The organism is Affinibrenneria salicis, from assembly GCF_008710095.1.
The window spans coordinates 45419-68279 of sequence record NZ_VYKJ01000020.1 but is presented as its reverse complement, the minus strand read 5'-3'; the positions used below and the strand labels follow the sequence as shown (position 1 = coordinate 68279).

Genomic DNA, 22861 nt, shown 5'->3' with positions numbered 1-22861 from the left:
AAGGCTGGCCGTAGGTGGTTTTCAATGGATTGCTTTGGAAACAAAAAAAGAGCTTTTCGCTCTTTTTTCATAGACCTACAGACATCAGTGGACATCTATAGAAAAGAAATTGGAGCGGGAAACGAGATAGTCATTTCTCGCTCAATCGGCTGATTCAACAAGGGTTTTCGGTACACCTTGTTTGCTGACTGGTTATATTGTGTACTAGATCGGGGACCTTGGCAAGGTATATCAAATCGTTATACAGCAGGTATCAAGCCGCCCACAGAAACGACTTCGGTCGGCCATAAGCGAGGTGCAGACATTGCAACACATCTCCGGTGATGACTCACATGAATCTTTCGATGAAGGTTTCAACAACCTTTTTATACAGCTAATATAGATGGATAGAGAGAAGCAGATGCTTCTACAGATCAACCTTCTAATATAGTGGGCAGAACCTGAACATTGTGCTTAATACTCTTAATTAATATCTTATCGGTTCGATGACCGTCTTTGGGAAGAACACCTTTAGACATAATTGACAATTTTTTTAGTTGTTAGAATACTGTTATCAAAGGAGGGTAGCGCAACGAAACGGTTCACAGCCTTAATGGTTCTGTCCATGGTAAAAACTGAATAGGCTGAAATGGGAATAATTAACGACCATGCCAACCATGGTACATCTTCAAGAAACGAGCATTATACATAAAATAAATCAATTAGACTCGTCACCTTTAAACTATACCGATAAGGTATTTTACAAAAGCAAAATACCTTATCAAATACTAAATTATTTTATTTTTTTGGGCAGCCAAATAGTAGGTGATTTATTGCTGAAATCAAATTTTTTGCTGGACAGAGTCATTTCCCCGCTATCGGTTTCAGTGCATTGATGTTTCTCAGTCAGGAGCTGCTTCCAGTTACCAGGTGATACTCGAATTTTTTGTAACTTTCCAATATAAAAAGAAACGCAAGGATTACTCCAGTAACCACCGCTTTTAGCAGATGCTTCAATTCTCTTGAATAAATCTTCCTTCCAAGGAGCATTAGAGATTAAAGCTTCTCTTAAGTGATTTAATTCAGAAATGACAAAGCTAGAAAGTTTTTTGTTCTTAAAGTGCTCGGTTGCAAGTTCGTAAAATTTTTTCCCATTTTCTAAATCACCAGTTTTATAATGAAGTAGCCCCATGTTCGCGAAAGCATGCGGATAGGAATCCTTATCTTCATGTTTTAACATTTCCTTTACGGAATCAATGGCTTTTAAATAAGACTTAGGAGAGATCTCATCTTTTTCCATATGTTCTAGGGAGATTGATGAAAATATAAGATTGAGTTTAAGTGTTTCATCATTAGGATTTATTAATAACCCTTTTAGAGAAATGTCTCGGCATTGACCATAATCATCCAATAAAGAAGCAATATAGGATGCATGTATAGCAGGCTTGGGATTGAATGGCTCCTCTTCAAGCCATTTTTTAGCAAAGTAAAGAGCTAACTCCATATTTTTGTTGTAATAAGCTTCTTGATACTTAGCCTCAAATGCTCGTTGCTGTTTAATCAAGTCTGCATGTTGAACCAGATTTTTGATATTGCCTTTCCGTTCGGCCCATTTAGCCTGAGCAAATACATTACCATTCGGATATTTTAGAGAGTTTCCAAAATGTGTTTTAGCTTTCTTTATTGCACCGCTTTTTAGTTCAAGTGTGCCGATCGAGCTCTGCAATTCTGATATATGGCAAAAAGGATAACCAAATTCTAAAGCTTTTTTAGAGTGCGCCCAATACCGAGAATTTCGGCCGTAAGCATTTGAAATCGCCAACTCTGATGCTAACAACCAAGGGTCATTGTTAATGTTAGGATGCTTGATTAATATATTATGTGAACGTTCAAAATCCTCTAAGTTAAAGAAAAATCTTGATGACACTCTTGTAACCCACCTATTATTAATCGATAAGCCCAACCCAGTAAGAATGGCTTTTTCGGCCTGACTAATTTGACCAATACTCATATATAGTCTCGATAAATCAATCCATGATAGGCAATCATTTGAATTATTTCTAAGCCATATTTTTTTATCTCTTATTTGAGATCGAATATCATCATTGGCTATACCTTCTTTCATTTTACCGGAAATTATGTTCTGGCAAAACATTGAAAGGGTAGAAGGAATTTTTTTATTGCTCTCAATAATATATGTTGCTGCCTGACGAGATATATCGATGGCATTTTCAGTATAAGAAACGCTAAGCAACTCAATGGCAATATCGATGTTTGGTCGCTCGAGGAAAATTTCTTGTAATTGCTTTAAGTTAGAGAAATTAAGCGTTGGAGCTGTACTTCTGCTTAGTGCACGAAGTTCTGCTGAATAAATTGCCTCCTCAGATTTAAACCATGCCGGAGCTAAAACTCTATTGTCATCTGGTTTTAATATACTCATTACTCCCCCGTTTTTATTTTACTTTTCACTTGGACTTGTTTAATCAAATAGTCAAACTCACTCACCAGTCGGTCTAGCCCAAGAACAGGTTTTTTCATTCCAATTGTTTTAATCATACCTCGTTCTTTATAATTGGGATGACTACATTTGATGATAATTTTTTTAAGCCTATCTCCTAACCATTTCGGTTCTAAATTATCAAAATTAATGATTGATTCATTGAATGCATGCTCAAGATGATGAAGTGATTGCTGATATGAGTCTCCACTCCCCCCCATAAAATAGGTGCTATATCTAATGGCAATTTTTCCTTTAATAATCCATTGATTGTTACACCCAAGAAAAGAAATGCAACAATAGAACCAAATTGATATAGATCACAACGTTCTCTACGATCAATCCATTCTTGAGGAACATATCCATAAAGTTGTTCCGGGGGAGCATAACCTCTATCTCCAGCAATATCTATTGAATCATGCCAATGTGGTTGACCCTGTAAACTTGCCCTACCTAAATCACCAATCTTTGCACCTGTACCAGAAAAAATCATAATATTTGAAGGTTTCAAGTCTTGATGAGATATTTTTGTGCTGTGTAGTTGATTCAATCCAATTGCAACATCTTTTAAATATTCAAGTTTAGCTGTTAGAGTTATTTCTTTGGATATTTCAACATACTTTCTAATATCACCACTATCCGCAAGTTCCATTACCAAGAATGGAACAACATTCATAAAATTATTATCTAAAGCTATCTGCCCACGATCTAATACTTTAACTATTTTCCGAAATCGTTTAGATAAACAAATTTCATTAAGTTTATTCTCAAACTGATAATTTGAAGTCAAGCTTGCGAGTTCTGCCATAACGTCTTTGTTTTGAGCAACTGACCGCATTAAGGTTTCATGAAAATCGAAGGCTTTAAGAAATGCTTTGGTTTTTGTATCTATATTTTCAACTTCATAAGAAACTGAGAAATGACCACCTGTACCATTTCCCTCTGCTTGAACTCCAACTAAAATACGCCTTCCTACTAACCATTTGTCGTTAAGTGTATGACCTGATAGCTGTTTAGCAGGGCTTAATGCTTGAGTAGTTTGAAGCATAACATACTCCATATTGTCAAAGTTATTAATTAGTTATGTAAGGCATGAATGCAGGGCTGCGTGTAGGTAACACAGAATAATACACCTCAGTTCATAACAAAAGCTTGAGGCTAAAACATTACGTGTTCAATCTTGGTGCACAAGACTTTCCCCGTCAAACCAGCCCGCATCCTGTGGTCGTTTTCAATGTAACTACAACGAAGCCAGTGCTCAGGTAAAGTAAATTTAAGCTGGTTAAAAATGCATATAGATTTTAGCACGTTACGGATACAGCACTGAATAGTATATGTCCGCTGGCACAGGCTGAAAACTTTGCCCCAAAACTGAAGTCCTCTCATCTACGCAAAATCTGAAGTAGATCGGCTGGTCAACAGAGTCAAATTTTAGGCAGGACTCGGTTTTCGCCCTATTTGGGCAGTCTCTGCGACCAAAAACATTTTCACACAGCCTGAGCACATAGCCGACTGCCAGATCAGACTACGCTCAGATCAGCGAAAGTTCCTACTCGAGTATGAGTCAGTACGCTCCGATTTATTCAACGGCACTCTACACCGATTTCCCATAAACCCGCTCCACATACCGCCCTCGCCCATCCCCATGCCCCAAATCCATTGACACCAGTGAGCGTGCTTCACGATTACTGAAACCCTGTTGCCGGTAATAATACATCGCATCCTGCGCCCAAGCATAACGCAGGCTGTGTGGGGAGTATTGCCCCTTTAGTCCTGCCATAGCAGTTTGTGAACGCCAGTGGTTGATGGCGCTTTTCAGATCCGGTTTATCAATCAACCGGCCGTTGCGAGTATCGGCAACTGCCAGCGCCTGATTTACTGTTTGTATTAACGCTTCCCGATCCAGAACTCGCGTTTGCCGGGGCCGTCCGCCTTTGGTGCCGAATACAACCATCAATTGCTCGTCGCCTCGATCCAGCGCGGTGGCCCATGTCTGGAGCGACTGCGAACATTGCACCGCTTCCTGCGAACGTAGGCCCATCATTCGTGCCAGTTGCAGCGTCAGCGCGAGTCCGGTGTCTTTCTGTTGCAGGGCTTTCAGCGCCGCCTGATAACGCTCCGGCGTGATCGCCTGCCGCGTACCGTTCCGGCTGGCACCGCTCAGCCCTAACGCCTTGTTGCTCAATCGCTCCGCATCCGCCAGCTTGTTCCGCCCGGCAGTCCGCAGCATCACTCGCACTGCGGCCATCTCGTTATGCAGCGTGCGCAGTGTAATTCCCTGTTCTAACCGCCCGGCGATATAGCATTCGATATGTTTCGCTTTCAGATGCTGCACCGTGCGTATCTGAATATTCAAAGACAGCAGATGACTGGCAAGCCGCTCTGCAATCTTTAGTCGGTCATGTACCGTCTTATGGCTGCCGCCAGCCTGTCGGGCCAACGTTTGCATCTCCCGGCTTAAGCGTGACATATGCTATCCCCCATCCTCAATAACCTCTGTTCTCCGGCGCACGGCGATTTACGACACGGATTTACCGTGCCGCACTGAACAATACCTGCGCGCCGGAGCGGCAGCGGTTGAGGTATGACGGGGATATCGGTTATGCACTCGGTGCAGCCGCCTGCATCAGCAGGGTAATCCCCTCAGGCTGAAAGCCTGCCTCAGGTATCGGTTCAGTCCTCCTCTGATAAGTGGATTGATGAGAATTGACGCAGAAAATGTGCGTCAGATGACAGGTCGCGCCGGAAAGCGCTGTGGTGTAAGGGCTGGCGCAGAGATTGTTCGCGGCGTCACTTGCAACGGCTTTGCGCCGTATGAAGTGACGCCGCTGCCTCATGGATGCATTCGCTGAGGCAGCAAAAGACCGCAGACGGTTGCGCCAGCAATAAAGGTTGTTGTACGCATCAGTGCGTATGCAAAAAGCAGTTGCTTCACTAAGAATAAACAGGATGCAGCCCTAAGGCGTTGGGATAAGTGAGCTACCATCGCCGCAGCGATCACCCGCAAAGTGGTAGCGGGGCGGGTTGGTGTCGACCACACAGGTTGGTCCTGCGCGTTGTCTTGAAGGTCGTGGCAACGTGGCGTGCTGCGTGCAGCAGCGGTGTGACACTGACAATCTACTGCGCCAAAATCCGTATATCAAGCGGCTAACGCGCTGCGCTTGTTGGCTCCTTACTGGATTTCTATTCCATAGAAATCCAGTAAGGAGCGTCTAAATCCACTGACAGTATGAAAAAAATTTTGTAAATTTTCACCGGGTGGGTTTTCAATCCCTCTCCCCTTCTCCGCCCTGCTCACGCCCGATATCCTGATAACGTGAAGGCCAGATCTCTTCCGGCTGTTTTTTCAGTGCATCCGCAATTAAGCGCTCCCCCTTCGGCCAGTGTCGCGTCAACGCATTCGCCAGCGTGGACGAGGCCAGTCCCGCCTCTCTGGAAACCGCAGCCAGCGTTGTTCCCTTCTTTCTCAAAGATGCAATGATATCAGCTGGATGCCAGTCATTTTTATTCATTTCTCTAACTCCTCTTCATAACGAATTTCATTAATTATCCTGTTTTGGGATAATTAATGAAATGACTGATATTCGATTTTGGGATATCAGTCAAGGTTAACGAAATGGCGTCAATTTATTCAGAAGAATATCAAAGCGTTATAAAAACGCTTCGGGCAGCCAGAATCAGGAAAGGCATCAGCCAGCAAAGTCTGGCCGAATCATTAGGCCGACCACAGTCGTTTATCGCCAAAGTCGAAAATGGTGAACGCCGGCTGGATATTGTGGAATTTGCCTGTATCGCACACCTGCTATCCATTGATATCGCCACAGTTTTAGAGAAAATAATTAATAAAAAACAGTTAAGTAGATATAAGCCCTAACCAACCGCCGATGCTGTTAATCCTATTTTGGGATAAATCAATCCGTCATTGATAGTCAATCCGGTCTTTCTAACGGAATTGATCAGATGGCTTCCATTTACTCCGATGAATATCAGCGCGTTATTAAGGCGCTGCGCGAGGCGCGTATAGCGAGAGGGGTCACGCAGGAAAGTCTGGCTCAGGCGCTGGATCGCCCTCAGTCGTTTATCGCCAAGGTCGAAAACGGAGAGCGCCGGTTAGACATCGTCGAATTTGTCCACCTTGCCCGTTTGCTCTCGATCGATCCCATCAGCATCATTGGCAAGATCCCGGCGAAACATAAGCCGCTTAGCGCAAAATAATTTCACGTAACAACGGCGCGCCTTCCACAGGCTGCATCCAGCTGCTTGCCGCGATACCGATCGCACCGACACCTCGCGGCGCAGCGGTTTTCATCACGGCTTCCCCGGCCTCCCACCGATCCAACCTGTCGGCCCATTCCTGCATCATCATCCGCCGCTGATCAACGTAAACCGCATGGTTATAAGCGGCGCGGATCTTATTAGGATCGGCATGGGATAATTGCACTTCGATCCACTCTTTCGGGTAGCCGAGTTCGTTAAGCGCCGTCGAGATCGTCGCCCGGATGCCGTGACCGGTTAGTCGGTCTGCATAACCCATACGTTTCAGCGCGCTGTTAAGCGTATTTTCGCTGATGCGCTTTTGCAGATTGTTGCAATTGGGAAGCAGGTAGCGTTGCGCCGGTCGTCGCTTCTGCAACGTTAAAAATGCTTTCACGATGTCGATGGCCTGTCGCGGCAGCGGCACCACATAAGCCGGGACGCTGTTACCTTCCCGGCGCATTCTGACCTGCAACTGTTTGACCGATGCGGGTGGAATAATCCACAGCCCACGCTTAAGATCGAACTGGTCAGGTTCAGCAAGGCGCAACTCGCCGGTACGCACGCCGGTCAACAACAGCAGGCGTAAGCCCTGTTGGGTTGTCTCCTGCCCGTTGTAGTCGCGCAGCTTGCGCAAAAACGACGGTAACTCATCCATGCGCAAAAAGGGATTGTGCGTCACAGGCGGTCGGGGCGCGGCTACAATATCCAGATCGCTGGCCGGATTGTAGCGCACGCCTTTTTCCACTTTGGCATAGCGAAACAGTTGGTTCAGCCACGTTCTTACTTTCTCAGCGGTGGTAAATGCCCTCCGCCGCTCAATCCGGCGCAGAACTTCCAAAATATGCGACGGCTCTACATCGAAAATCGGCAGACCACCCAGCGACGGCAGCACGTCTTTAGCGAAAATGCGATCGATCTGCGACAGCGTGCTTTGTCGTCCGGTTTCCAGACTCAGCGCCTTGAAGTCTCGCCACTGGCGGAACACCGCATCAAAGGTATTTTGCTCCGCAGCGTTGCACTGCTGCCGGTAGCTACGCGGGTCGTTACCCGCAGCCAACTGCGCACGCAGTTCGTCGCGCTGCTGGCGCGCCTGTTTCAGGGAGAAGGCGGGGTAAGAACCGAGCGAGATTCGCTGCTGTTTACCCTGCAACGAAAAGCGGAAGTGCCATTTCTTCGCGCCGTTGGCGGTCACGAACAGCGACAGCCCGCCGGTGTCGTTCAGGGTATAGGCTTTGCCGGTGATGCGGGCCTGCCGGGCGACGGCATCGGTTAACGCCATAGGGGTTGCCTCCTTCAGTGCTGAAGAGAGGTGTACCGCGCACTGGGAAGCGACTCAGCAAACAATCCGCACCCACAACGCACCCGATTTTCATGTACTAATTTGTGTACTACTTCGGCGTGGCTGACGGTGGTTTCCAGTGGATTTTACTGGATGCTCAACAGAGCGATTACCCTGTTGAATCAGAGAGCTACAGACGTTGGTGGACATCTATAGAAAAGAAATTGGAGCGGGAAACGAGACTCGAACTCGCGACCCCGACCTTGGCAAGGTCGTGCTCTACCAACTGAGCTATTCCCGCATATTGCTGATGTGGACTATTCCGGCTTAGCGCGTCAATAAAACGAAAGCATAACAGCCACCGCTAAATCTGGTTAACCTGATGAATTATATCGTCATTTTTCGCCAACTCGATTTAACGGGCTGCATTATGAACCAATCGATCGGCGCTGGCAAGCGCTTTTCGCCAGAAAATTATGCCGCCAGACGAACGATGAAAAAAAGAACGAAAAGCGGGTCTTTCCGGCCAGACCGCACGCGCGGCAGAAGAATCGCCGCCCGATCCCTGAACCGAACCGGCCGACGCGGCGTTATCTGGCCAGCATAATCTTTGCCGAAATGGCGAACGCCATGATGGTCATAATGATTTTAATCAGCTTTTTCCCGTTTTTAACGATCATCCTGGCGCCGAGGTAGCCGCCAATGAACTGACCCAGCAGCATCGCGATGCCCACCTGCCAGAGTATCGAACCGCTGCTGATAAAATAAATCAGCGCGGCCAGGTTGCTGGAGAAATTCAGCAGTTTGGCATTGGCGGTCGATTTTACCAGGTTGTACCCCAGCAGCAGCACCAGCGCCAGGCAGAAAAAGGTACCGGTGCCCGGACCAAAGAATCCGTCATAAAAACCGATTAACGGCGCCGGCAACCCGGCGAACAGGCTGACGGGAATTATCGTTTTTTTATCCAGTTCGCCAATTCCGGGCGAGAACAGGAAATAGAGCGCGAAGCCGATGAGCAATACCGGGATAATAAAAGTCAGAAATTCGCTATTAATACGGTTCAATAAATATCCGCCCAGCAGTGCGCCGAGAAAAGTCGTCGGAATCATAATGGCTGACGTTCTGAAATCAATTTGTCCCGTACGAATAAAATGCCAGCTGGCGGAAAAAGTGCCGGCCACCCCGCCCAGTTTATTGGTGGCGATGGCCGCCGCCGGTGGAACGCCCGCGGCAAGCATAACGGGAATGGTCACCAGTCCGCCGCCGCCGGCGATGGCGTCCACCCAGCCGGCAATAATGGCGACCACGAAAAAGAGCAAAATAAGCGCGAGCGAATACTCCATCGTATTATCCTTCTATTTGGGCTGATTGGGCCGGTTTTTTACTGAATATACCGACCCGGCTTCAGGCAGGCATCGGACGAATAAAGCGTCTGAACCGCCATTAGCGCGCTGGCGGCCTGAGCCGGCATTAGCGTCAATCCCCGACCGCAGGCTCAAATTGTGTTTTTTTGCTCACGCTGTCCGCTATTCATCAGCGTTGATAACAGCTTATCCGCTCACATACATATTCATAGATACAGAACCGGGCAATCTGCTATATAACAGAATGAGGCCCACGGCCGACACCGGCGGCCAGCGTCTGTATCAGTCGATTGCCGCTGCGCTAAAACGATGATTGAATGCGGGGAGCGGTTGCCCGGCTTCGGTACGGCGGCTGGCGCGCGATCTCGGCGTGAGCGCTATGACGCAACCCGGCGATACGGTCCTCGTACAGTCCCCGCCTATTACATTCTGCATACGCCGGGCCTCAACGTGACTGAAATTCCGATGGTCGATAACCGCATGGTTTATCGGCCATGCGCCGTGCGCGACGGCCCCCCGGTATGCGCGATGGTGTTTATCCCCAGGTTCAACAATCCTGCCGGCGAAGTGTGGCCGGAGGCGGACAAACGCGCGGTTGTGAGTATGGCGGATCGGGCGGGAGCCACGATCATTGAGGACCACATCGATGGAGATGCCTATTTCGGCGACATCAGGCCGTGGCCGCGGCGCGCCTTCAGCGATCGCGTCATTCTGCGCAGCAATGACGCCAAAACCATTTCACCGGACATTTGCCTGGGATGAATAGCGGACTCGCGCTGGTCCAATCGCATCGCGGCCATTAAATACAGCGCCGCCAAAGTGACCGCGGTATATCCGCAGGCGATCGTGGCCGAATTTCTTCAGTCGGCCGGCTACCATCTTCACATAAGGCGTCCGCGCGTCAGCATAGAGCAGAACGACCGGGCGAAGCGGGTAGCGGTATTGACCCATTTCCCGCCGGCGACCCGCGTATCCAGTCCGGCCGGCGGCTATAAGCTGTGGATAGCGCTGCCGCCCGACGCGCCGGATTCGCGGACCCGCTTCGCCGCGGCGAAGCGGGACGGCATCAGCATCGCGCCGGGCCATTTTTTTTCCATTACCCGCAGCGTCGATCGTTGCCTGCGGCTTAACGCGGGGATCGGCTGGAGCGCCGCGGCCGAGCGGCTAATCCGCCGGATCGCCGGGCTGCGATTCCGGCCGTCGGTCGATGCAGACGGATCTGCGCCAGGCAGCGTCGCCGGCTCTTCGCTGGCGCAGCGCGAGTGACGCGGCGCGACGCAGAAAATCGGCAAACTGTTCGCACACTGGCTGCGCGGAATTGACCGTTATGGACAGCTGCACGTCCGGCAGGGGCGGAAACCCTTCGGCCGGCGTGAGAATCACGTGGTCCTGGCCAACGGCGCTGTGGGGCAGCACGCCGATGCCGAGTCCCGCCGAAATGGCTGCCCGGATGTTCTCATAAGAGGCGCTTTGGTAGGCGCAGAAAACAGGCATGGCCGTCTGCGCCAGCGCGCGCCGCGCCGCATGCCGGTAAGCGCAGCCCTGCGGAAACGCGACCAGCGCAAGACTCTTCATCTCCTGAAACAACAGCCGGCGCTGGCCGACCCAGCGCAACGGTTCACGCCACAGCGGCGCGCCGCGGCCGGCGATCTCTGCCGCCTCATCTCCATCGTCGACGGTATGTTTATAGATCGCAATATCCAGCGCCTGACGCTCCACCAACGCCAGCAGGTGGTCAGACAGCGCCGATATCACCTCAACGCGCAACTGGCGGTTGGACATCATGCTGTGAGAGATGGCCTGCTGCAGGTCGGCGATCCTGAAATCGTCCGGTATGCCGAGCCGGATCCGCCCCGTCAGCTCGGGCCGCCGGATGGCGCCAACCACATCATCCAGTCGCGCCAGAATCTCGCGCGCCGAAGGCAGCAGACGTTCGCCATCCGGGGTCAGGCCGACGATATGTCCCTGGCTGCGTTTAAGCAGACGGCAACCGAGGATGCTTTCCAGTTTTTGCAAACTCTGCGTAATGGCCGACTGGCTGCGGTGAATCTGCGCGCTGGCGCGCTGGAATCCGCCATTTTCGGCAATCGAGACAAAGGCCCGCAGGTGTTCCAGCGTGACCCGGCGCTCGCCCGCCAGCTGCGGGGTGACAGACGGCATATATCCCTCCTCGATTATTAATTAAGCCGATGATGAGAGCGTCATTATTAATTTTCGATAATACAGAGCCGGGGGGATGATTGCATCAGGTTCATTTCGGGAGACAATATGCACACACTGCGGCACTTCACCCTGGCCATCTTTTTTAGCGTGGTCTGGAGTTCGGCGTTTATCGCCGGCAAGATCGCGCTGATCGATGTCGATCCCTTTATCCTGCTTAGCCTGCGTTTTCTGCTCAGCGCGGCGATTTTACTGCCGTTTTGTTTATCCCGGCCGGCCAGCCTGTTCGCGCGGCGCAACGTCATCAACGGTTGCCTGCTCGGCATACTCAATAACGCGATCTACCTCGGCCTGACCTTTCAGGCGCTGCAGTTTATCCGTCCGTCGCTGGTGGTGGTGATCGTCAGTTGCGCCCCATTCGCGACGATGCTGCTGGCCACCCTGTTCGGTCAGGAACGGATTGGCGCGATACGGGCCGCAGGCATACTGTCCGGCGTTGCCGGCGTCGTCGTCATCGCCGGCTGGCATCCGGTGACGACATGCGATTTAACCGGTATCGGGCTGGCCGCCGCCGGTACGCTGGCGTTTGCCGCCGGCACCGTGGCGTTTCACGATCGGGCGCGGGGGCTGCGCATCCGCGATGTGAATTTCTGGCAGTCTGTCGCCGGCATCGCCGCGCTTCTGCCGGCCGCCGCGCTGCTGGAACACGCGCCCACCCATCTGTCGCGTGCGTCGCTGGCGGCGATTGTCTGGCTGGCGCTTGTCGTCACCATTGGCGGCATGGCGCTCTGGTTCTGGCTCATTCGTACCGACGGCGCATCGGTCGCCGCCTCCTGGCATTTGATGAACCCGTTCTGCGGCGTTTTTCTGTCTTATCTTCTGCTGGATGGCGCGCTAAAACCCGGCGATTTCATTGGCGCCGGTATGGTCGCGATAGGTCTGCTGCTGACCAGCGCGAGACGACGGCCAGGCATGAAGGCCCCGCACGACGCGACGGACAGATAGCCGCGGCGCAGCCTGTGTCGGCGCAATGCGATTCGCCACACGCGGACCCACTGTCTACACTTAACAGCATATGGATTAAGTCGATATTGGCGGCAAAGCATGGCGACGAGCGGATTTTCCCGCCGCCCGGCCGCCGGGAACCGGGGCCGGGCGCATAAGGCCGGCGCACGCCATCTTGCCGGCGTCGTGCCGGCGTCACCCCGCCGAAGCGCCCGCTGTCGGGATGATCCCGTCGTAGTATCGTCCCGCATCGCCGATTAACATCATCTGTAAAAATGAGACGAGGAATCTGTCATGTCATTAGAAAAAGTAGTCTATCGCGCCAAAGCTAAAGCCACCGGGGGCCGCGATGGCCACGCCACCTCATCCGATGGCGTGCTGGATGTCAGGCTGGGCGTCCCGAAAGAGATGGGCGGCGCCGGCGGTGAAGTCACCAACCCGGAGCAGCTGTTCGCCGCCGGTTACTCCGCCTGCTTTCTCGGCGCAATGAAATTCGTCGCCGGGCGCGACAAGATCGCCATACCGAAAGAGGCGTTTATCGAAGGCGAAGTGGGGATTGGACCGCTGCCGACCGGCTTCGGTATCGAAGTAACGCTGAACATTCACCTGCCCGGTATGGATGCCGCCGAAGCGAAAAAATTGGTGGACGCCGCTCATATCGTCTGCCCCTATTCCAATGCCACCCGCGGTAATATTGACGTGACGCTGAATATTATCGGCTAAGCGGTCAGCCGCCATGCTCATTGCTGAAAAATAACGCCCGGGATAATGATCGTAGAGCGGAAGGGCAAAGAAGTACAATAGAGAAGACCACAGATCGTGCGCCGTATGCGGGTGAGAGCGGTCGCCAGACGGCGGCGAGAACCGGCAGGCGCACCCTCTTTGGATAAAACGTTACTGATAATTGAGTGTAAAGGTAACGTCGCCGTTGGCGGAACCGGCGGTGACGCTATCCTGCGTCGCCACATATTGACCGAAAAACACCAGCTGCGCGTTGCTGGCGCCAGCGGTCAGCGGATATTGTTCGCTCGCATTGCCAATAGAAAGACGGTTGCGATCCTTGTCCAGAATAGCGACCCCTACATGACTGGCGCTGCTGTCCGTACTTAATGCCAACAGCGTGGAATCATCCGCATCCGTCGTACCGGAAAACGTAGCGGATACCGAAGTAACCGCCGAACCACAACTTTCAAGATTAATCACAAATCTGACCGGCGTCGCCCCCGTTTTACTCACGGCGAACTGTTTTGTAGCCAGCGTTCCCATATTGACGGTCTGCTCTTGCGAATCCACGCTGACCGAACAGCTGTTAGACACCAGGGTCGCGGTGAGCTGCATGTTCGTCATCCCCAGATCCGCGTGTGCGGACAACAAACAGCCCCACAGCCCAAACACCTGCGCTATGCGTATGGCAACCGCGCGACGATAAAAAATATCCGGCAAGATCATGCTTATTCCCCTTCAGTCGAAGTCGACGCGCAGATAGGCCAATGCGGTCACAACGCCCGCCTCCGGCTTATTGCCGGTTACGCTGACCGGATAGGCCGTGATCGTCACATTGGCGCTTTCGTTATCGTCCAGCTTAAAGGGAAGTACGCTGGAAAGATCGTTTGGCGTCAGCGGACTATTGCTGCTGTCGGTAATCACAAAGCCAACATCGCTATTGTCGGACACAATGGCATTGCCGGACGCCGTATCCGCCTGAACTCGCAGCGACAGGCTGGACTGAGCATCAATACCGTTACATGAAATATTGATCGTCCGGGTGACCGGCTTCACGCCGTCAGCTATCGCCCCTGCGGTTTTAAACGCGCCGGTAGAAATATTGCCAAAATCGATGGCAATCACCTGTCCGGCGTTCAGTTCGCAGCTTTGCGGCACCGTCATCGTCCCGCTCAGATACCCTTCCACCAGCGGAGAGCCCGTTCCCTGTCCCGTACCGCCCTGATTGCCGTACACGGAAAAAACAGGAATCGACGGCAGCGTCGTCACGCCGACAAACTTGCGTTTAATGCGGAAGCTCACCTGCACCCGGCTGCCGGTCGTCGCCGTCCCGCCGCATTTCCCGTTACAGTTATTGGATAAATCAGTAAAAGGGACATTATGGTAACTGCTGGCGCCGGCGGCATTGTACACATAGATCTGAGAGGCGACCTGCAGGTAATCATTACCGGTGATATCGTACCAGTTCGCGGAACCGTCCGTGAAAGAGAAGCTGAGATCCGATCCCGCCACGGCGGTATAATAAACGGTATCTTTATTATTGCATCCGCCGCTTATCGTATAGGAGCCGCTGTCTGTTTTTTGGTTCCATCCGGTGGTATAGCCAACATAGTTTTGCTGTGAGGAAAAATTAAAATTAAAATCATAATTTACCGGTGAACCAGAGGCTGTATTACACTGCGTTGCCAAAGCATGCGGCGGTAAAAAAAACCAGAGTCCGGCCAGAAATAACCACCCGCATTGTTTGCTCATAAACTCCATTAACGTTCTTACCTTCTTGTCCATAAGTATTTCGCCTTAGCGTAATTTACCGGCTCATTAAAAGTCCTCAGCCAACTACTGATAACTCAGCGTGAAGGTAACGTCTCCGTTGGCGGTGCCGGCGGTCACGCTATTTTGCGTCGCTACATACTGACCGTAGAACACCATCTGCACGCTGCTGGCGCTGGCGGTCAGCGGATATTGCTCGCTGGCGCTGCCGAGCGGGATACGATTGCGTTCCTTATCAAGGATCGCAATACCCACGTTGGTTGCCGTACTTTCGCTGTTTAGCGCCAGCAGGGTCGCATCATCTTGATCAGCGCTGCCGGTAAAGGTGGTGGATACGGAGGAGACCGCCGCGCCGCAGTTTTCAAGAACGAGAGCGAAACGCACCGGCGCCAGCGCATGGGAAGCCGCCAAAAATTGCTTCGTCGCCACGGTTCCCATATCCACCGTTTTATTCTGCGAGTCGGTGCTGACCGCGCAGGTATTTGACGTCAGGTTGCCATTGATCTGGATATACGAGTCGGCAGAATAGGCGACCGGCGCGCTGCCCATGATGCCCAGCGCGATGCTCCCCACAATTAATTGATAAATTGTCATAATGACCTCACTGGTAGGAGAACGTCACGCCGACCAGGCCATTAGCCGTTCCCGCCGTCATATCGCCGGTTCGCACGTATTTAAACGTTAGCGGGAACGTCAAGGCCTGCCCCTGGCTGGAAATATCGGCCACAGAGAACTGATTGGTATTGCCCTTACTGGAGTTGTCCGGGCCCAGATTAATCGGCGTGCTGCTGCCGTTATAAAAAGCCTGAATGCCGATGCCTTTGGCCGTAGAGTCGCTGCTAAGTCCGATAATGTTGCTGATATTGCCGGTATTGGTCTGATCTGAAACCGTCGCCGCCACATGAATCCCCGTATCGCAGGTCAGGGTTATCGACGTGGATTTTGCCTCCGACTGGCTCCCCACGGAGGGCAAAGTGCCGGTGGAAACATTGCCCATATTCACCACGCGATTGGCCCCTGACTGTACGTTACAACCCGTAGCGGCAACGGTGATTTGCGTCTGAGCAATTTTTATATAGGCGGAGTCGGTAAAAGAGCCGTCGGTGCCATAACACTGAACCAGCGCAATATTTTGCGCGGCCAGCGTCGTCGTCCCGGTCTGTAAGTGTCCGGTGGTTTTTACCAATGTGACCTTGCCATATCCGCCGATGCCATTATATGGAACGGTATTGGTCCCTGGCGCCGGATACCATTGATTTCGCGTGGTAAGCAGCGCGGAATAGTTCGTGGCGTTGGTATCCTTCACGCCAATGACCAAACCAATGCCGGGCGTGCCGGAATCGTAAATAATATAATTAACGCCGCTGATGGTCGTCGTGAGTCCCGTACTGGGCCGCACGGCAGATACATAAGCGCGCGCCGTCGCTTTACTTGAGTTATTACACATGTACACATTCAGGTTACTCGCCGACCAGGCCGGACCGATTTGCTGCCCGATGGAGACATCATCCGCCGGGCCGGCATAACTTATCGCGCCGCTAAAGGTCAGCGTCAGGTCATTACCACACTCGCCGGTCAACGGTAATGCCAGCAGACACAAGATGAAAAAAAGTACGCCGGGCCGCCCGGCCCGATTGCCAAAACGGCGGGAAGCATCGCGACGCCCCCTTGTTAACTTACTCATTTCTGACACCCCACTTTTGCGTAACTGATCGCCTTCGTTTCGCTGTCTTTCGGCAACGTATACGGCACAACGCACTGCTGGCCTGGCGCATCGCCCCATTTAACCTTGAGATCGCCGTTTTGCGGCAAACCGGACAAATAAACCTGGCCATTATCGCCGACAATGCTGTCGGCCCGGCCGTCGGCGCTCGCGACGGAAGCCCCGAAAGGCACCGGCTGACCACCAGGACGAACCAGCGTAAGCAAGGCTCGTGAGCCGATACGCGTCATAAACTCAGCGCGAACCAACGCCCCCTGCGTAGGCACCACATTCACAACCGCATCATCCAGATCCGCATTGTCTTTCAGTGTGGTGGTATCCAGCGCGATACGGTTACGATGGTAGGTCATCGCGTACGGGATAACCGCATAGCCATGCCAGTCGGTGCGCACTCCGGTCGCGTTTTCCACGTTAACGTCGCTGGCGCCCGGCGCCTTAATCAATACGTTGGTGGCGCCAAGCGGCTGACTGAGCGTTACGCCGCTGTCATGCATCACGACGCCGCCGCTCAGGCCGTAGTTAACCTGTTGATATCCTTTGCCGTAATTGTATCCAACGTTAGAGTTCCCATAGCGTCCCTGATAATTAAGGCCGGCATAGCCGCTACCGCCCACGCCGTGATTGCCGTAACCCTGCTGCACGCTATAGTTCAGGTTGTTATCCTCCAGCAAGGTACCGTTAACACCGGCCTGCTGGATCATGTGTCCGTGCCAGTCGGTGTTGGTCGCATAGGTCGCGTAGGTCGAGTTGCCCGAGCGGGTGATGTCCGACTCTTTGCCGCGACCGGACAGCCATTGTCCAATCGGGACGGAGAGGTTGAATGCGGCGCGTTTATCCGATTCCGACAGGCCGGGACTTTTGTTGTAGTTGAATGACAGGCTGTAGCTCACCCCGCGCCAGGCGCCGTTATACCCCACCTGCCACAGCGAGTTGGTTTCGCTGGTGCGCCAGTAGGTCTGGCGGCTGCCGCTCAGAAAGACGGAGCCGTAGGTGCCGAGCTGCTGGGTAATGTTGACCTGAACTCGTCCCTTGCGGTTGTAGTTCAGGTTATAGTAATTACTGTATTCCACCGCCGGATCGATCAGCCCGTCATCGGAGTCATAGTTCGCGCCGCTCATGCGCCGGTAGCTGGTTTCATCGAGCGTATAGAAGCCCTGCGTCGAGTAGCGGTAGCCCAACAGCTGGAAGTTGGTGCCCACGTCGTTCAGCGATTTGGCGTACAGGAAACGCAATGATTGCCCCTGATGCCGACTGTCATCCGCCAGCTTACTGTAGGCCTGGGTGACGTCCGCCGACAACGCGCCCCAGTCCCCCAGGTTTTTACCGGCGCCCAATGCGCCAGACTGATATTTTTTCGCCATCTGCGTCCCGCCGTACAGCGTGACGCCGCCGGGCAGGCCCCAGATCAGCGTGCCTTGCCCAAACTCTGGTTTTTCCTGCTGGCTGTAATTGCTGCGATATTTACCCGCGGTCAACGAATACTTAACGCGCCCTTCGCGCTGCAGTACCGGCACCGCCGAGTAGGGAATGGTAAAGCTGCTGGTGCTATTGTCGCTTTCCGTCACCGTCACCACCATATCCCCGCTGGAGGACGTCGGATAAAGGTCGGTAATCACAAACGCGCCCGGCGCGACATAGGACTGATAAATAACATAGCCATTCTGGCGGATGGTGACCCGGGCATTACTTTTCGCCACGCCGCGTATCGTCGGCGCGAATCCGCGCATACTGTCCGGCAGCATATTGTCATCGGAAGCCAACTGCGCGCCGCGGAAACCCAGGGTATCAAATACGTCGCCCGGCGTGTTGCTATCGCCCAGAGTCAGTTCGCTTTTAAGCGGAATAATGGCGTGCTGAAGATAAGTATTTACATGCTGCCAGTCGCGCGTGTGGCGCCCCTGAAAACTGTAGTAACTCCAGGTGGAGTAGTCGCGTAAGCGCCAGCCGCGCCAGTTAAGCCCGCTGTTCAGGTTGAGGAAATAGTTGTTGCTGCTGTCGTCGCCGGAACTGTTGCTGCCGGTAAAATCGTAATTCAGCAGCGCGGCGGTGATGCCGTCATCCCACTGTTCCGGCGGAATATAACCGCGGCCGCTGTTGCTGAGCGAAGCCTGAGGCAGACTGATATTCAAACGCTGCAGTTCGAAATCAAACGTGGTGCGGGCATCCGGGATAAGGCGCGTCAACGCCACGCACTCCTGCGCCGGCGTGCCGGCGATGGCCGGAAACGCTTTCATATTGACATTCAGCGCTTCCACCTGGGTACGGGTAATGCAGGGATCGAGCCCCGTATCGTCGGTCTCGCTTGCGACCGACGTTACGCCGGCGGCTGTCGGCTTGCGCGCATCAAACCGGATATTACGCGTCTCGACATATTCATCATTGAGATATACATCGACATGATAGACCCCCGGCACCTGCCCTTTCCCTTGTTCAAAACGCGATAAATCCGCCACCGTCGAGGGATCGCTGGATAAAAACGCCGGGTTGAAGAACAGTTCGGCATGAGCGCCGGCCGAAGGTAATGCTACACATAACGCGATGGCTCGGCACAGCGGCGACAAACGCCATATCGACGTTACACGCGAATGTCTGAGGCCGGGCTTCCGATAAAATGGCCGCATATGAAAAACTCCTGAGAAAAACGCCTGAAGAAAGTGACGGAAAGCAACCTGGACGGTATGCGCACCCTTTTTCCATGTTCGATTCGGGATTTGCCGGTCACTGTTCGGCACTACTGCATGATGCCGGTTGTCCGCGCGCTGTTAGCGCCATAGTCGTTGATTGACTGGAAGATCACCTCGCCACGCGCATCTGCGGGCAACGAGACGGACACGTTTCCTTTTGGCGGCACCATGGTGTTAGGAAGTTTTCGTGTGCCCATGTTGAAGTTGACCAGAGTGACAAAATAAGGCGTTGGATTATTGATGGTCAGGGAATCGCCCTGGCGGTGGAAACGCAGCTGCGTCGGCGCGTCGGCCGGGCTCTGCGGCAGGCCGACCGGTCGGACAAACAGCTTAATTCTGGATAAAACAGCCAGCTGCAGGACATTTTTATCCTGAATCGCGTTGCGGTCGACGGATGGGATCGCCTTAACGTTCATCCAGTACACCGATTCGCGATCGGTGGGTAAAGGCGCGCCGACATACATAATACGCAAGATATTTTCACCCGAAGGTTTGGCGACGAACAGCGGCGGCGTTACGACGAAGTTAGCGCTTTTTTCGCCATTTGCATCCTCGACCCAGGACTGAATAAGAAATGGATTTTTTGTATCCGTATTGGTTACGGCCAGCGAGGTTTGGGTCGCTCCAGCGGAATAGATCACCCTTGTCGCGCCCAGCGCCACGCCGCCAGCCCTGGCCGCCAACGACACGGTAGCCAAAACAGACAACGCCACACCGACCAGAGTGCGGCGGAAAAAAGTTGAATTAAGCACGCTAAACTCCATGTACGAAAATGACTGATTGACAACTACCCGGTGAGAGTTCACCTGTGAGGACAGATCACGCCAGACACCAGGTCCGCCGCATTTCATTCCGCCTCCGTTAATACGGCAGGTGTCGACACAGAAACGCAGAAACCGGCGTTTGCTCTTTCACAACGTCGTTTCCACAGATAGTCAGAAATGGCGCCATCCCTGGCGGCCATAGCGCATCCCTGCTCGCATTAATTGTTATTCGTACTGCATGGTAAAGGTGGCATCCGCATCCGCTTCGCCTGCGGTAACGGCAGCCAGAGTTGATTTATAACGAGCGTTGAAGTTCAGGGTATTGCTGCCGGTGATCAGAGTCTGCGGGGTGGAGAATACGGCACCGGTCGGCGCCAGTACGGCACCCTTGCTGTCAGAGATCTCGATACCAACGCCCGCCGCCGCGCCTGCGCTGCCGCCGCTGATGTTGCTGGTGGACAGGACTGAGTTGTCAGTGCCGTCGGCTGCGCCGCTGAAGGCGACAGCGGCAGTGGAGGAAACGGTCGGATCGCAATCTTCAAGTTTGATCGTAAAAGGCACTTTACCGGAGTAAGTACCTACCGCGGTGAAATTAGCGGTACGATATTGTCCCAGGTTAACTGTCTGATCGGAAGAATTAGTGCTGACCGCGCAGGCCGCATTGACGATCTGACCTTTAAAATGTACGGTGCCCCCGGCAACCGTCGTCGCCGCTTCAGCCATAACAGCAAAACCGGATGACAAAATAGATACACCGATCAGGGCACCGAGTAGAGATTTACGCATAGTCACGATTCCTTATTACCAATATAAAGGCTATGTAAATAGTCTAAGAGTGTGGTGTTCTTCCACACGGATATTTCCCACCTATTTGACCTTCTACAGAATTAATAAAAAGACATGCCTTAAAGGCTGGCTTTATATAAATCCAGGAACTACAAGGTTGAGAAATCATTGCAAGTGAAAATTCCCCCTGCCCTTTGAGTATTTTCGAAAAAAAATAAATCGCGAGCGATGAACAAAAAACAATAAAATTCAAAAAAAACGAGCTAAATAGCAGTCAAACCCCCATAAAATCAGACGTATTAACTAAAAATGAAACAAAAACCAGCATTAAAAACCAAATCGCATAAAAATAATCGTCGTAGCAGTGAGACCGGATACAAATAAAACATTTCATATGAATACTCATGTTTTTTTATTGTTTAAATTAATAAAAAAATACCGCAAGAATTAACCTTTATGAAAAATACAAATGAACTAATTAGGCGGCAAACAATTGTATTGTGAAAAGAGACTATTTCATTAATTGAATAAGGCTAACAAAAAATAAAGAGAAAATAATGGCCGACCGCCGCCGGCGTCAGAAAGGCGTAGCAGCGGCGACAAAAAAAGGAAGGATAATGAAAAGCGGCTGAACGCGCCATTGACGCTGGTTCAGCCGACAGGATGTGGACTAACTAAATTCGCACCTTGATGCTCTACTGCTTATCGTGCAAGGCCAGTACTGGGGGAATGTCATGTCCTGCACGTATAGCACGATTATGCAAAGCTATTTAGAAGGATATTTTTTTTAACCGGCCGCGTTCTAATTCTATCAGCTCATTTTCCTGTAGTTTCTTTAACACCCTGAATATGGTGCTTTTAGAAAGCGAGGTTCTCTGTGCGATAAAGGTTAACGCGGTAAAACGTTGCCTGACTTCCGGCGGTAAGTTATTCAGCGATATCAGCATTTTTTTTACAATCGATACCGAATCGCCATCATTATCAACACAAAAGTTAACCAAATAGTGAAACCAGAAGTTGACAATATTCAATACATCATCAAATCGCTGATAGGCCGTAACTACCCTTAACGCGATATTAAACGGCAAGCATCTTATTTTTCCGTAATCCACTCGTTCAATATAGATGTCATCTCCCTCCAGTGCCGCCAAAGACCAGCCCACGATTGAGGGAGACAGGATCACCGAGATAACCTTATTATCCCGGGTTCTTTTCATTAAAAACTCGCCCTCATCAAGAAAATAGATAACCTGCTCGCCGGCGCAACGAAGATGATAACGTCTTTTCCCTTTGATGACTTCGGTTGGGATAGCTGAGCGAGCATGTGGAGAAAGCATTTTTGTCAGACGAGATATGGATTGCTCCAGATCAACCATTCGAGTAGCCCTTGTCTAAAAAAGAATAAATACCAGAATTTAATGGATACAAGCAGCTTCAGAAACTGCGCGATCCATAAAAAATTTTTACTTACCGATTTTTATCGGGCGCAATCGCCAAAATACGCCCATGCTTTTTCATCGTACGTGACAATTCCCCCGTCAGACGAGGTCAACGTCTATACCCTAATAGCGCTACAGTAAAGCAGCCCCAAATCTCCATGAGTTCTATCTAGTATATAACCAGATGACAAATCTGCCTGCGGTAAATTGACCGCTGTCGACAGCGAACACACTGGTCAAGGTAATTAAAGCAGCCTGCGCACCTGCAACCAAAAAGGCAAAGGGTATATTCAAATTTTGCTGTGTTTTATCTACATAGTGTCCGAATTTAAACTATCAGGAATCGAGTGCAATCATTATGCCCCGCTGAAAGAACCGTTCCGATTTAATGTTAGACAAAAGAATTACATTATCCTGACAATCAACGTGAG

21 protein-coding genes and 1 tRNA gene are annotated in these 22861 nt (G+C 51.6%); 6 read left to right on the top strand and 16 right to left on the bottom strand.

Translation table 11 applies throughout. From position 1 onward, the window contains the following. Positions 1 to 772 precede the first annotated feature (772 nt). The 4 genes from FJU30_RS24750 to FJU30_RS24735 all read right to left on the bottom strand — a co-directional run bounded on the left by FJU30_RS24750 (position 773) and on the right by FJU30_RS24735 (position 5988). Positions 773 to 2419, bottom strand: coding sequence for a tetratricopeptide repeat protein (locus FJU30_RS24750; RefSeq protein WP_150437624.1), 1647 nt, complete (start codon positions 2417 to 2419; stop codon positions 773 to 775). A 190-nt stretch (positions 2420 to 2609) separates the two neighbouring features. Next, positions 2610 to 3524, bottom strand: coding sequence for a protein kinase domain-containing protein (locus tag FJU30_RS24745; protein WP_191091688.1), 915 nt, complete (start codon positions 3522 to 3524; stop codon positions 2610 to 2612). A gap of 546 nt (positions 3525 to 4070) precedes the next feature. Then, entirely contained in the window at positions 4071 to 4946 is an 876-nt protein-coding gene (locus FJU30_RS24740) for an integrase domain-containing protein (RefSeq protein ID WP_150437622.1), read from the bottom strand. Between the two features lie 796 nt (positions 4947 to 5742). Continuing rightward, complete coding sequence (locus tag FJU30_RS24735; protein WP_150437621.1) at positions 5743 to 5988, bottom strand: helix-turn-helix domain-containing protein; 246 nt, start codon at positions 5986 to 5988, stop codon at positions 5743 to 5745. 104 nt (positions 5989 to 6092) lie between these two features. On the opposite strand from FJU30_RS24735, the gene FJU30_RS24730 reads away from it, so the two are divergent. Both FJU30_RS24730 and FJU30_RS24725 read left to right on the top strand, forming a co-directional pair. Then, the gene (locus FJU30_RS24730) at positions 6093 to 6350 is read left to right on the top strand and encodes a helix-turn-helix domain-containing protein (protein ID WP_150437620.1); all 258 of its coding nucleotides are present in this window, start codon (positions 6093 to 6095) and stop codon (positions 6348 to 6350) included. 86 nt (positions 6351 to 6436) lie between these two features. Further along, complete coding sequence (locus FJU30_RS24725; protein ID WP_150437619.1) at positions 6437 to 6691, top strand: helix-turn-helix domain-containing protein; 255 nt, start codon at positions 6437 to 6439, stop codon at positions 6689 to 6691. Here FJU30_RS24725 and FJU30_RS24720 read toward each other — a convergent pair. The 3 genes from FJU30_RS24720 to FJU30_RS24710 form a co-directional block, all read right to left on the bottom strand. Beyond that, positions 6678 to 8012: a tyrosine-type recombinase/integrase gene (locus FJU30_RS24720; RefSeq protein WP_150437618.1), complete on the bottom strand. Its 1335-nt coding sequence runs from the start codon at positions 8010 to 8012 to the stop codon at positions 6678 to 6680. The two genes, FJU30_RS24725 and FJU30_RS24720, sit on opposite strands and share 14 nt — an antisense overlap. 225 nt (positions 8013 to 8237) lie before the next feature. Beyond that, positions 8238 to 8313 (bottom strand) — tRNA-Gly (locus tag FJU30_RS24715). 289 nt (positions 8314 to 8602) lie between these two features. Then, the gene (locus FJU30_RS24710) at positions 8603 to 9355 is read right to left on the bottom strand and encodes a TSUP family transporter (protein ID WP_150437617.1); all 753 of its coding nucleotides are present in this window, start codon (positions 9353 to 9355) and stop codon (positions 8603 to 8605) included. 471 nt (positions 9356 to 9826) lie between these two features. On the opposite strand from FJU30_RS24710, the gene FJU30_RS24705 reads away from it, so the two are divergent. After that, positions 9827 to 10138, top strand: a complete 312-nt coding sequence (locus FJU30_RS24705) for a hypothetical protein (protein ID WP_150437616.1) — start codon at positions 9827 to 9829, stop codon at positions 10136 to 10138. Positions 10139 to 10195: 57 nt separating this feature from the next. Then, entirely contained in the window at positions 10196 to 10642 is a 447-nt protein-coding gene (locus FJU30_RS24700) for an aminotransferase-like domain-containing protein (protein ID WP_150437615.1), read from the top strand. On the opposite strand, the gene FJU30_RS24695 is transcribed toward FJU30_RS24700, so the two are convergent. Beyond that, positions 10541 to 11536: a LysR family transcriptional regulator gene (locus tag FJU30_RS24695; RefSeq protein WP_150437614.1), complete on the bottom strand. Its 996-nt coding sequence runs from the start codon at positions 11534 to 11536 to the stop codon at positions 10541 to 10543. The genes FJU30_RS24700 and FJU30_RS24695 overlap by 102 nt on opposite strands. A gap of 108 nt (positions 11537 to 11644) precedes the next feature. Between FJU30_RS24695 and FJU30_RS24690 the strand changes: the two genes are divergently transcribed. Together FJU30_RS24690 and FJU30_RS24685 are read left to right on the top strand one after the other, a co-directional pair. Continuing rightward, positions 11645 to 12541, top strand: coding sequence for a DMT family transporter (locus FJU30_RS24690; RefSeq protein WP_150437613.1), 897 nt, complete (start codon positions 11645 to 11647; stop codon positions 12539 to 12541). A gap of 294 nt (positions 12542 to 12835) precedes the next feature. Further along, positions 12836 to 13264 (top strand): organic hydroperoxide resistance protein, encoded by a 429-nt coding sequence (locus FJU30_RS24685; protein ID WP_150437612.1) that lies wholly within the window; start codon positions 12836 to 12838, stop codon positions 13262 to 13264. Between the two features lie 171 nt (positions 13265 to 13435). Here FJU30_RS24685 and FJU30_RS24680 read toward each other — a convergent pair whose 3' ends face one another. From FJU30_RS24680 to FJU30_RS24645, 8 genes are all read right to left on the bottom strand, one after another. After that, positions 13436 to 13888, bottom strand: a complete 453-nt coding sequence (locus FJU30_RS24680) for a fimbrial protein (protein ID WP_223881697.1) — start codon at positions 13886 to 13888, stop codon at positions 13436 to 13438. 114 nt (positions 13889 to 14002) lie between these two features. Then, positions 14003 to 14776, bottom strand: a complete 774-nt coding sequence (locus FJU30_RS24675) for a fimbrial protein (protein WP_223881696.1) — start codon at positions 14774 to 14776, stop codon at positions 14003 to 14005. Positions 14777 to 15100: 324 nt separating this feature from the next. Further along, positions 15101 to 15628 carry a fimbrial protein gene (locus tag FJU30_RS24670; RefSeq protein ID WP_150437609.1) on the bottom strand — a complete coding sequence of 176 codons (528 nt, stop codon included), beginning with the start codon at positions 15626 to 15628 and terminating at the stop codon, positions 15101 to 15103. Positions 15629 to 15635: 7 nt separating this feature from the next. Further along, complete coding sequence (locus tag FJU30_RS24665; protein ID WP_150437608.1) at positions 15636 to 16718, bottom strand: fimbrial protein; 1083 nt, start codon at positions 16716 to 16718, stop codon at positions 15636 to 15638. Further along, positions 16715 to 19378, bottom strand: a complete 2664-nt coding sequence (locus FJU30_RS24660) for a fimbrial biogenesis usher protein (RefSeq protein ID WP_150437607.1) — start codon at positions 19376 to 19378, stop codon at positions 16715 to 16717. Before FJU30_RS24660 ends, FJU30_RS24665 begins: the two co-directional genes overlap by 4 nt. A gap of 110 nt (positions 19379 to 19488) precedes the next feature. Continuing rightward, positions 19489 to 20205: a fimbria/pilus periplasmic chaperone gene (locus tag FJU30_RS24655; RefSeq protein WP_150437629.1), complete on the bottom strand. Its 717-nt coding sequence runs from the start codon at positions 20203 to 20205 to the stop codon at positions 19489 to 19491. A 225-nt stretch (positions 20206 to 20430) separates the two neighbouring features. Then, positions 20431 to 20991 carry a type 1 fimbrial major subunit FimA gene (gene fimA / locus FJU30_RS24650; RefSeq protein ID WP_150437606.1) on the bottom strand — a complete coding sequence of 187 codons (561 nt, stop codon included), beginning with the start codon at positions 20989 to 20991 and terminating at the stop codon, positions 20431 to 20433. Positions 20992 to 21761: 770 nt separating this feature from the next. Next, a complete protein-coding gene (locus FJU30_RS24645) occupies positions 21762 to 22367 on the bottom strand; it encodes a helix-turn-helix domain-containing protein (protein WP_150437605.1) in 606 nt (201 codons plus the stop codon). Between the last annotated feature and the right edge of the window lie 494 nt (positions 22368 to 22861).

What these genes read in the sequence shown, in the direction of transcription:
- FJU30_RS24680 (WP_223881697.1), bottom strand. Translation starts at nt 13,888, where the DNA reads ATGACGAACATGCAGCTCACCGCGACCCTGGTGTCTAACAGCTGTTCG.
- FJU30_RS24660 (WP_150437607.1), bottom strand. Translation starts at nt 19,378, where the DNA reads ATGCGGCCATTTTATCGGAAGCCCGGCCTCAGACATTCGCGTGTAACG.
- FJU30_RS24695 (WP_150437614.1), bottom strand. Translation starts at nt 11,536, where the DNA reads ATGCCGTCTGTCACCCCGCAGCTGGCGGGCGAGCGCCGGGTCACGCTG.
- FJU30_RS24665 (WP_150437608.1), bottom strand. Translation starts at nt 16,718, where the DNA reads ATGAGTAAGTTAACAAGGGGGCGTCGCGATGCTTCCCGCCGTTTTGGC.
- FJU30_RS24710 (WP_150437617.1), bottom strand. Translation starts at nt 9,355, where the DNA reads ATGGAGTATTCGCTCGCGCTTATTTTGCTCTTTTTCGTGGTCGCCATT.
- FJU30_RS24685 (WP_150437612.1), top strand. Translation starts at nt 12,836, where the DNA reads ATGTCATTAGAAAAAGTAGTCTATCGCGCCAAAGCTAAAGCCACCGGG.
- FJU30_RS24740 (WP_150437622.1), bottom strand. Translation starts at nt 4,946, where the DNA reads ATGTCACGCTTAAGCCGGGAGATGCAAACGTTGGCCCGACAGGCTGGC.
- FJU30_RS24645 (WP_150437605.1), bottom strand. Translation starts at nt 22,367, where the DNA reads ATGGTTGATCTGGAGCAATCCATATCTCGTCTGACAAAAATGCTTTCT.
- FJU30_RS24655 (WP_150437629.1), bottom strand. Translation starts at nt 20,205, where the DNA reads ATGGAGTTTAGCGTGCTTAATTCAACTTTTTTCCGCCGCACTCTGGTC.
- FJU30_RS24720 (WP_150437618.1), bottom strand. Translation starts at nt 8,012, where the DNA reads ATGGCGTTAACCGATGCCGTCGCCCGGCAGGCCCGCATCACCGGCAAA.
- FJU30_RS24735 (WP_150437621.1), bottom strand. Translation starts at nt 5,988, where the DNA reads ATGAATAAAAATGACTGGCATCCAGCTGATATCATTGCATCTTTGAGA.
- FJU30_RS24725 (WP_150437619.1), top strand. Translation starts at nt 6,437, where the DNA reads ATGGCTTCCATTTACTCCGATGAATATCAGCGCGTTATTAAGGCGCTG.
- FJU30_RS24745 (WP_191091688.1), bottom strand. Translation starts at nt 3,524, where the DNA reads ATGCTTCAAACTACTCAAGCATTAAGCCCTGCTAAACAGCTATCAGGT.
- FJU30_RS24670 (WP_150437609.1), bottom strand. Translation starts at nt 15,628, where the DNA reads ATGACAATTTATCAATTAATTGTGGGGAGCATCGCGCTGGGCATCATG.
- fimA (WP_150437606.1), bottom strand. Translation starts at nt 20,991, where the DNA reads ATGCGTAAATCTCTACTCGGTGCCCTGATCGGTGTATCTATTTTGTCA.
- FJU30_RS24690 (WP_150437613.1), top strand. Translation starts at nt 11,645, where the DNA reads ATGCACACACTGCGGCACTTCACCCTGGCCATCTTTTTTAGCGTGGTC.
- FJU30_RS24750 (WP_150437624.1), bottom strand. Translation starts at nt 2,419, where the DNA reads ATGAGTATATTAAAACCAGATGACAATAGAGTTTTAGCTCCGGCATGG.
- FJU30_RS24730 (WP_150437620.1), top strand. Translation starts at nt 6,093, where the DNA reads ATGGCGTCAATTTATTCAGAAGAATATCAAAGCGTTATAAAAACGCTT.